The sequence below is a fragment of the Vandammella animalimorsus genome, from assembly GCF_002288875.1.
GTDB classification, from domain to species: domain Bacteria; phylum Pseudomonadota; class Gammaproteobacteria; order Burkholderiales; family Burkholderiaceae_C; genus Lampropedia; species Lampropedia animalimorsus.
In genome coordinates this window covers 58,224-67,569 of the sequence record NZ_NTBH01000013.1, presented here as the reverse complement: position 1 = coordinate 67,569, position 9,346 = coordinate 58,224, and the positions used below count along the sequence as shown (strand labels likewise).

The following is a 9,346-nucleotide window of genomic DNA, read 5'->3' as shown; positions in this document are numbered from 1 at the left end:
GGCCTTGCCTGGGAGCAGATCTTCGATCCGCTCCCATTGGGTTTGGGTCAATTCGTAGCGGCTGGGCCGCGGATGCTTGGTCTTGGACATCCGCCGAAGATACCGGATGAATGTCGATTCGGCCTAGAGCGTGTTATGCACTTTTCACCCCCCGCGAGAGCCCCCCGACGTGTGCAGTGCAAGGCGCCGTTGCCGCCGCAGCCCGGTGGGCTGCAAGGCGACGGCAACGCCGCAATGCGCATGCCGGGGCGCTCTCCCTGCGGGCTGACCCCAAAACCATGCACTCGCCGCGTTGGCCCGCTTGCCAAGGCAGCCAGCCTTGGCCGCGCGCGCCGCCTTGCGATTACACGGTTTTGGGGCCAGCGCGGGGGGCGAAAAGTGCATAACACGCTCTAGCTGCCCAGGGCCTCGAACACGCGCTGGGTGATGGCCTCCACGCTGCCCACGCCGCTGATCTTGCGGTACTTGGGTGCCTTGGCCGGCTCCTTGGCGGCCCAGTCGGAGTAGTAGCTCACCAAAGGGCGGGTTTGCGCATCGTAGACCTCCAGACGTTTCTTGACGGTTTCTTCCTTGTCGTCATCGCGCTGGATCAGCGGCTCGCCAGTGACGTCGTCCACCCCCTCCACCTTGGGCGGATTGAATTTGATGTGGTAGGTGCGACCGCTGCCGGGGTGCTGGCGGCGGCCCGTGGCGCGCTCCATGATGTCGCCAAAAGGCACGTCGATCTCCAGCACGTAGTCCAGATCGACGCCAGCCTCTTTCATGGCATCCGCTTGCGGAATGGTGCGCGGGAAACCGTCAAACAAAAAGCCTTTGGCGCAATCGGGCTGGGCGATGCGCTCCTTGACCAAGCCGATGATGATGTCGTCGCTGACCAGCTGCCCGGCGTCCATCACGGCCTTGGCCTGCAGGCCCAGAGGCGTGCCGGCCTTGACGGCCGCACGCAGCATGTCGCCAGTGGAAATTTGCGGGATGGCGAACTTCTCGCAGATGAATGCGGCCTGTGTGCCCTTTCCGGCACCGGGTGCGCCGAGCAAAATCAGTCTCATTGGATTGTTCCTTCGTTGTGTTGGGCCAGACTGCGCATCACAGGTGTACGCAGCCAATGCCCTGAAAAATGCCGCCCGAGCATAGCATGGGGCCCATGGGCCTCAGGCGCAGCCCGGCCATGAATTTTGCCCGTGGATACCCGCAGGCTCAGAGCCGACTGGCCGCCGGGGCGGCAAACAGCAACACGGCTTCGTCGCTGGTAGGACGCTCGATGCGCGCCTGCAGGCGCCAGCCGGCGCGCTGCAGCGCCGCCTGGCTTGCCGCACTGGCCTGGGCCCCGACCAGGCTCAGCGGACAGGTCTGGGCGCTGGCCGGTGCCTGCGCCGCCGGGCCGTTGGCGTCGGGCTGGCGCAAGGGCCAGCCGGCCTGGGCCCAAAAGGCTGCCAGCTGTGGTGTGCTCAGATCGTAGGCCCACAGGCAGGGCACATCTTGCGGGATATGGGCGGCGAGCTTGTCGATCTGCGGCTGGTAGGAGCGGCCATAGTCCAGCATGGGCAGCCACAGCGTCATGACCAGCGTCAAGCACCAAGTGGCGCCGCCAGCGGGCAGCACCAGGCTCTTCCACAGCGCAGAGCGGTGCCGCCCGGTGCGCCAAGCGATCACAGCCAGCCAGATGGCCGTGCTCAGTGCCGCCAGCCCGAAGGCCAGCGCCGAGAACTGCGGCACATACTCCGGCGCCAGCTTGGCCACATTGGCCGCAGGCTTGGCCGGCAGGCCGGTTTGCGTGGCCGTCCAGATCACCCAGATGGCCACGCCGCAGGCTGTGAAGAACAGCAGCGTGAACCAATCAATGAGCGAAGACAGGGTGCGGCGCATCGTTGGCAGTGCAAACGCCGCCAACGTGGCGGCCATGGGCAGGCTGAGAAACAGCGTGCGATCGCGCGCCGAACCCTGCGCACAGGCCGCCAGGGCCAGGGTCAGCAGCAGCCAGAGCAGAGGCAGAGCCAGGTGCAGGCTGGGTTGGGCGCGCAGCCAATGCCGCCGCCAGCGGTACAAAGCCCAGCAGGCCAGCGGCCAGGCGGGCCAGCCAAACCAGATGAGCAGGCGCGCGAAGCGCAGCCACTGCGCGCCATCCAGCCCCGGCCAAGCCAACGGCCAGGCCGCGCCGTACCAGCTGGCCTGCGCCGCAGCGCCGAGCGCAGCCAATAGCGCCAAGCCACCCAGCAGCGGCAGGGGCAGTGCAGGGCGCACTGGAGCCCCTTTGAGTTGCCAGGCCAACAGCGCGCTTAGAAGCAACACCGGCCCCAGCCAATAAGCCCCGCCGCCCAGCAGCAGCACGGCGCAGGCCAGCGGGGCCAGAGCGCAGGCCAGGCGGCGTCGCGCTTCGGGCAAGGCCAGGGCAAGAAACAACAGGCTGGCGCCGCCCAGCTGCACGACCGTGGCCGTGGTCTCGTGCGAAAACTGCATCAGGCCCAGACTGGCCACCAGCGCCAGCACACTGCCATCGGCAATGGCGCGGGCGTAGGCCACGGGCTCGGCCTCACCGCCAAAGGCAAAGGGCACGGGCTGGGCTTCGGGCCGTCTGGCTAAGTAGTAAGTGGCGTACCAGACGGCGGCCAGGCTGATCAGCATCAGACCCATGAAAGGCAGGCGCACGGCCAGCGTCGGGGCCAGCCAGTCCGGGCGCAACAGCAAGGCCATTGCGCCCAGCCAGACGGACAAATGCTGCGAGGCATAACTAAGCCCTTGGCCCAGCAACTCCGGCTGCAGCCAGCTGCTCTGGCCCTGAGCCAGCGCCTGCATGTAGCCGTAAGCGGCCATGTCCTCGTTCTTCCAAGGGTGGCGACCAATAAAGCCCGCGCAGACATACACCAGGCTCAGCGCCCAGAGGATGGCGCGCGCCAACGGGCGCACGGCGCTTTGGCTGACGATGGCGGGCGAGGGGGGCAGAGCGCTCACGCGAAGAAGCAGTCGTGACAAAGGCAGGGGGCTAAGAGTCTGTTCAAAACCTCTGCCTGATTGGTAAGAGGGCGAATGGGAAGGGCCATGGCGTGCGCAAAGCCCATCCCGGGCGCGACCATCCCGGGCAAGATTGTGCCGCACATCCCGCACGCGCCCCTTGGCGGTCGGGCCGCAAAAAAACAGCGCGGCCACATGGGCCGCGCTGCTGGGTGGGGCAAAGCAGGGCTTACTTGGCGCCCAGCTTGCCGAAGCGGTTGCGGAAGCGCTCGACGCGACCGCCCATGTTGTCCACCGACTTCTGCGTGCCGGTGTAGAACGGGTGCGATTCGCTGGAGGTATCGAGCTTGAACAGCGGCAGCTCACGGCCATCGTCGGTGGTGCCGGTCTCCTTGGTGTTGACGCAGGAGCGGGTCACGAACTTGAAGCCGTTGGACAGATCAACGAACAGCACTTCGCGGTATTCGGGGTGGATGCCTTCTTTCATGGCGAAATCTCTCGGGTTTTTCTCTTGCAATTGGGATAAGGGCAAGAACCTCGCGCCAGCCACATGCGGCACCCATTGCCACAGCACTTGGCACAGAAAACGCGCGATTATCGCATGTTTTATCCAATGGGCGGGGCGGGCTTATTCCAGCTCGGCGATCAGTTCGACTTCAACGCAGGCGCCCATGGGCAGCTGGGCGACGCCGAAGGCGCTGCGTGCATGCACCCCTTTGTCGCCCAGCACTTCGACCAGCAGCTCGCTCACGCCGTTGGTGACCAGGTGGTGCTCGGTGTAATCGGGCGCGGAGTTGACCAGGCTGAGGACTTTGACAACGCGCTTGACCCGCTCCAGATCGCCGCCTGCGGCAGCCTGCAAGGTGGCCAGCAGGTCAATGCCCACGGCGCGCGCGGCGGTCTTGCCTTCCTCGGTACTCATGCTCTTGCCCAGCTGCCCGACCCAGGCCTTGCCGTCTTTTTTGGCGATGTGGCCACTGAGGAAAACCTGCTTGCCGCTTTGTGCGTACATCACATACGCTGCCACCGGGGTGGCAACGGCGGGCAGCTCGATGTTCAGGGCTTGGAGCTTTTCGTAGATTCCCATGACTTGGACCTTTCTGGTGAGGGGAGTGCCTTTGGCTTTGGCCTGGTGGCGGTAAGCCCCCATGGCCTGGGTGGCACAGTGGTGGGGTGCTGCCGCTTGTGATGGATGCAGCAGCAAAAAGGAGGGGGCTGGAAGCGGGCGAAATGATACGGCATGCACCATGGGCCGCTTGGGCAGCAGGCGCTGCGCCCGGCCCGGCCATGGGGCCAAAGGCATGCCGCGCAGCGCCTGGTGTGGGCCCAGCGCAGTGCGTGTGAACAGCTTGGGGAAAAGGCAGCGGCAGGCCGTGGCGGCCAGCAGCGCCGGCCTGGCGGATGCTGGGCCGGCCGGCGCTGGCACGTGCCGAGCCTGGGCCTTGCTGGGGGCCGGCTGCGTGGGGCTGGCGGTGCAATTGCGGCAGCCGCAGCTGTGGGCCTGGGGCGCATATCTGGCGCTGCTGTTGGCGGCGTTGATTTTTTTGGTCGCCTTGTGGCGCCTGGGGCGCAGGGGCCTTGCCCGCAGTGCGCTGTGCATGCTGGCGGCGGCTGCGCTGGGTTTTGGCTGGGTGGGGCTGCGCGCGGCGTGGCATGCCCAGGGGGCCTTGCCGCCGCATTGGGATGGCCTGGAGCTGGAGGTCACCGGGGTGGTGTCGTCCTTGCCGCGCCAGCAGGCCGATGTGCTGCGCTTTCGCTTTCAGCCCGAATCGGCGCGCCGCGCCGATGGCCAGGCGCTGGCGTTGGTGCAGCCGCTGGAGGTGGCCTGGTACGCGCCGCCGCAGGCCAGGGCCGGAGTCTGGCGTGATGCGCGGCAGGGCGCGGCGGTGCAGGCCTTGGCCCCATGGCCGCCAAAGGTTCGTGCGGGTGATCGCTGGCATTTGCCGCTGCGCGTGCGCGCGCCCAGCGGGCTGCGCAATCCGCTGTTGTTCGATTACGAGCAATGGCTGTGGCAGCAGGGCGTGCAGGCCACGGCCAGCGTGCGCCAGCAAGGGGCACAGGATGCGCGCTGGCTGGGCGATTCGGGCGGCTACCGCCTGCAGCGCTGGCGGCAGGCGGTGCGCGACCGCATCGTGGCCTTGCCAGCACCGGCCTGGGCAGGAGAGCCTGCCGACGTGCCGGCCAGCGTGCAGGGTGATCACCAGACCCTGGCCCAGGGGCAAGACCCGACGCTGTGGCAGCGCAGCGCCGGGGTGCTGGCGGCTTTGGTGACGGGCGATCAGCGCGCCATCGACCAGGGCGATTGGCAGGTGTTTCGCAGCACCGGGGTGGCGCATTTGATGGCCATTTCCGGGCTGCATATCACCATGTTCGCTTGGCTGGCCATGGGGGCGGTGGGCTGGCTGTGGCGCAGCTGGCCACGGCTGATGCATGCCGTGCCGGCGCCAGTGGCCAGTCTGTGGGGCGGTTGGTTGCTGGCGGCCTGCTATGCGCTGTTCAGTGGCTGGCAGCTGCCGGCGCAGCGCACGATTTGCATGCTGGGCGTCTGGGTGCTGCTGCGCAGCGCTGGCCTGCTCTGGCCCTGGCATGCCACGCTGGGTTTGGCGGCGCTGGCCGTGCTGTTGTATGACCCTTGGGCTTTGCAGCAGGCCGGATTCTGGCTGAGTTTCGTGGCTGTGGCGGTGCTGTTGGTGCTGCCGGGGCAGGGCAATGGGGCAGGCAGCGCTGGGGTCGGTGCGCTTGGCGGGCCGGTGCGGCGCTGGGGGGTGGTGGTGGCTGGGCGGCTGCGCCAATTGTGGCAGATGCAATGGCGCCTGTCGTTGGTGCTGGCACCGCTGACGCTGGGCCTGTTTGGCCAGCTCAGCTGGCTGGGCCTGCTGGCCAATCTGCTGGCTGTTCCTCTGGTGACTTTGCTCATCGTGCCATTGGCCATGCTGGGCAGCCTGCTGGCGGCATGTTGGCCTGTGCCTCTGGAGGCCGCTGCCTGGTTGATGGTGCATCTGTTGCAAGGCCTGCAATGGCTGGCCAGCTGGCCCATGGCCCAATGGCATGCCCCAAAGCTGCCGTGGTATTGGGCGCTGCTGGGCCTGGCCGGCGCCTGGATGGCGGTGGGGCGCTGGCCAGCCTGGCTGCGCTTGCAGGGCCTGATCTGGCTGCTGCTGATGCTGGCTTGGCGACCATCGCCCGTGCCTTGGGGGCATTTCCGCCTGCTGGCGCTGGACGTGGGGCAGGGCGGGGCCTTGCTGGTGCAGACCCGGCAGCACACGCTGCTGTATGACGCGGGGCCCAGTTACGGCGGCGGGCGCGACGCCGGACACAGTGTGGTGGTGCCGTTGCTGCAGGCCCATGGTTTGCAGCCCAATGCGCTGGTACTCAGCCACGGCGACAGCGACCACGTGGGTGGCGCTCGCAGCGTGCTGGCGGCGTTCGACGTGGCGCAGCTGTATGCGCCGGCCATGCCGCCGCCACACTGGCCTGCGGGGCTGGCCAGTGTGGCGCAGCAGGCCAGGCCGTGCCAGGCAGGCCTGCAATGGCAATGGGATGGCGTGACGCTGGCCTTTATGCACCCGCCGCCTGGGGCGCGCTGGCTGGAGCGCAATGCCAGCAGTTGCGTGCTGCGCATCACGGCCAGCGATGGGAGCAGCGCCTTGCTCACCGGCGACATTGGCCGCCTGCAGGAGCAGGCGCTGCGCCTGGCGCTGGGGGCGCAGTTGCGCGCCGATTGGCTGCAGGTGCCGCACCACGGCAGCCGCACTTCCTCATCGGCGCCTTTCATTGCCAGTGTGGCGCCGCGTTTTGCCGTGGCACAGGCCGGTTACCGCAACCGTTTCGGCCACCCGCACCCGGAGGTGGTGGCGCGCTACCAGCAGCAGGGCGTGCGGTTCGTGAATACGGCCGATTGCGGCGCGGCGCTGTGGCAGTCCAGCGCGCCGCAGCAGCTGCGCTGCGAGCGCGAGGCCAACCAGCGCTATTGGCATCGGCCTCCGAGGTGAGAGCCTGTTCAAAATCTTTGCACGGCGGTCAAGAGAGCGGATTTGGGCAGCTCTGCTGCGCCCGCAAAGCCTCGCCATAGCCCCAGCTATGGCTGCGTTTTTTGCCTTGCAGCCCACCCCAAACCGAGTCTTGCCCACTCGCGCCGAGATTTTGAACAGGCTCTGAGGAGGCCAGTGCAGCTCAGGGCCTGCCCTCAAAAACGAAAGCCTGGCGGGGCGCTGCCGCCGCCCGAGCTGTTGGAGGCGTTGGTCGCCGCAGGCTGCTGTGTAGCGGCGCTGCTCAGCGGCCGGGGCGCAGGGGCGCTGTAATCGGCAGGCAGCTCGGATTGGGCTGGGTAGCCGGCGGCATCCAGGTACTGGGCCCATTGCGAGGCGCTGAAGCCATCGAGCGTCTGGCGGCCAATGTGTAGCTGGGGCAGGGATTCGATGCCCAGGCGCGCTGCGGTTTGCTGGTCCTCGGGTGTTTTGATGCTGTATTCCTGAAACGGAATGCCGCGCTCTTGCAGCCACTTGCGGCCGTTGTTGCAGGCCGGGCAGTTGGGCATGACATACAAGGAAACGGGGTAGCGGCGCATGGCGGCCTGCAGGTCGCTGCTGGCCGCCGGGTTGCTGCCTTCGGCCGTTTGAGAGCTGCCCTTGCCCGATAGCGATGGCGCGCCGGCTGCGGGCGGCTTGTCGGTGTAGAGCGTGCTGCCGCTGGCGCTTTTGCTGCGGTAAACCTCCTGCGCGCAGGCCGGCAGGCTGACGGCGCAGGCCAGCGCCAGGGCCGCCAGGGCGGCGGCGCGGGGTGGCAGATGGGCCATGGTGATTCCTCCTCAGTTTTGTTGTGATGCGGCGCCATTCTGCCAGCCCGGTTGCCGGTGATGGCTTTCAGCTCCAGCGCAGCGCCGACAGATCGTTGACGAAGATGGGCATGTCGCGCCACAGGCCGCGGATGTCCTTGTGCGCCACGGTGACCCACTGCGGCTGGTAGAGGAAGGCGTTGACGCAGTCCTCGGCCAGCAGGCGCTGGGCCTGGCCAAGCAGGCGCGCGCGCTCGGCCGGCTGGGTAGCGCTGCGTGTTTGCTCCCAGATGTCGCGGAAGGCCTGGGAGTCGTAGCCCCAGTAGTAGTCCGGGTTGGCATAGTTGCCCAGATCCAGCGGCTCGACGTGCGAGATCAGCGTCAGGTCGAACTGGTGCTGGCCCATGGTGTTGCGCAGCCATTGCGCCCATTCGACGTTTTCCAGCTGGGTCTGGATGCCGACCTTGGCCAGCATGGCGGCGATGACGATGCCGCCCTGGCGCGCATAGGGCGTGGGCGGCAGCGTCATGCGCAGCTTCAGTGGCGTCTTGACGCCAGCCTCCTTGAGCAGGGCCACGGCCTTGTCCGGGTCGTAGGGGTTGATGCCGGTGGTGTCCACATAGCCGAAAGCGCCGGGCACGTAGTGGCTGCCGATGGGCACGCCATAGCCGCTGGCGGCGCCTTCGATGACCTGGCGCCGGTCGATGGCCGCAGCGATGGCGCGACGCACGCGCACGTCGCCCAGCGGCTTGCGGCGGTGGTTGATGGACAGGATGGTCTTGGCGCGCGAGCCGCTGACCAGCACCTGGAACCTGGGGTCTGATTTGAATTGCTCCACGCCGCGCTGCGCCACGCGCGGGAAGCAGTCCACATCGCCGGCCAGCAGGCTGGCCACGTGGGCCGCAGGGTCGGCGATGAAGCGGAAAGTGGCCGTCTTGATGGGCAGCTGCGCCGCGCGCGGCGAATCGTCCCAGCGCTGCAGGGTCAGCGCCGTGCCGCGATTCCAGCGCGCCAGCCGGTAGGGGCCGGTGCCGACGGGGGCGCTGGCGTTTTTCGCCACGCTCTGAGGCTCGACGATGATGGCCGTGGCCTGGCCGAGCACGAACAGCAGATCGGGCTCAATCACTTCGTTGCGGATGCGTACGGTGTACTCGTCCACCACATCGGTGCTGAGCTTGGCAAAACGCGCTTTGTCTTTGTTGGTGCTCTTTTCCGCCTTGGCGCGATCGAAGCTGAACTTGACCGCAGCGGCATTGAAGGGTTGGCCGTTATGAAACTGAGCATCACGGCGCAGGCGGAAAGTGTAGGTATGCAGATCGGGCGAGACTTCCCAGCTTTCGGCCAGCAGCGGGGCTACGCTGCCGTCGGGGTTGATCTTGGTCAGGGTCTCGTAGATGTTGTAGAGCGTCACTTCGCTGACAGCCGCAGCGGCGCTGATTGTGGGGTCCAGCCCGGGCGGCTCCAGCACCATGCCGATGGTGATGCTGGACTTGTCGGCCTTGTCCGCGCCAGCGCTGCGCGGGGCGGCGTGCAGGGCTGTGAGCGGGCTGGCTGCGCCAGTGGCGGCCAGCCAGGCGGCGCTGGAGGCCAGAAGGGTTCGCCGTTTCATCATTGCGATGGTCT

At 67.3% G+C, this 9,346-nt stretch carries 7 protein-coding genes; 1 reads left to right on the top strand and 6 read right to left on the bottom strand.

What is annotated here, in order from left to right:
* Positions 1 to 392: 392 nt before the first annotated feature.
* From adk to CLI93_RS14145, 4 genes are all read right to left on the bottom strand, one after another.
* The gene (gene adk / locus CLI93_RS14160) at positions 393 to 1,049 is read right to left on the bottom strand and encodes an adenylate kinase (RefSeq protein WP_095543445.1); all 657 of its coding nucleotides are present in this window, start codon (positions 1,047 to 1,049) and stop codon (positions 393 to 395) included.
* A gap of 148 nt (positions 1,050 to 1,197) precedes the next feature.
* Positions 1,198 to 2,949 (bottom strand): hypothetical protein, encoded by a 1,752-nt coding sequence (locus CLI93_RS14155; protein WP_238945918.1) that lies wholly within the window; start codon positions 2,947 to 2,949, stop codon positions 1,198 to 1,200.
* A gap of 229 nt (positions 2,950 to 3,178) precedes the next feature.
* Complete coding sequence (locus CLI93_RS14150; protein WP_095540711.1) at positions 3,179 to 3,436, bottom strand: type B 50S ribosomal protein L31; 258 nt, start codon at positions 3,434 to 3,436, stop codon at positions 3,179 to 3,181.
* Between the two features lie 141 nt (positions 3,437 to 3,577).
* A complete protein-coding gene (locus CLI93_RS14145) occupies positions 3,578 to 4,036 on the bottom strand; it encodes a RidA family protein (RefSeq protein WP_095543461.1) in 459 nt (152 codons plus the stop codon).
* A 286-nt stretch (positions 4,037 to 4,322) separates the two neighbouring features.
* On the opposite strand from CLI93_RS14145, the gene CLI93_RS14140 reads away from it, so the two are divergent.
* Positions 4,323 to 6,941 carry a DNA internalization-related competence protein ComEC/Rec2 gene (locus CLI93_RS14140; RefSeq protein ID WP_238945919.1) on the top strand — a complete coding sequence of 873 codons (2,619 nt, stop codon included), beginning with the start codon at positions 4,323 to 4,325 and terminating at the stop codon, positions 6,939 to 6,941.
* A 194-nt stretch (positions 6,942 to 7,135) separates the two neighbouring features.
* Here CLI93_RS14140 and CLI93_RS14135 read toward each other — a convergent pair whose 3' ends face one another.
* The gene (locus tag CLI93_RS14135; protein ID WP_095543447.1) at positions 7,136 to 7,744 is read right to left on the bottom strand and encodes a glutaredoxin family protein; all 609 of its coding nucleotides are present in this window, start codon (positions 7,742 to 7,744) and stop codon (positions 7,136 to 7,138) included.
* A gap of 67 nt (positions 7,745 to 7,811) precedes the next feature.
* On the bottom strand, positions 7,812 to 9,335 hold the full coding sequence (locus CLI93_RS14130) for an ABC transporter substrate-binding protein (RefSeq protein WP_095543448.1): 1,524 nt from the start codon (positions 9,333 to 9,335) through the stop codon (positions 7,812 to 7,814).
* Positions 9,336 to 9,346 lie beyond the last annotated feature (11 nt).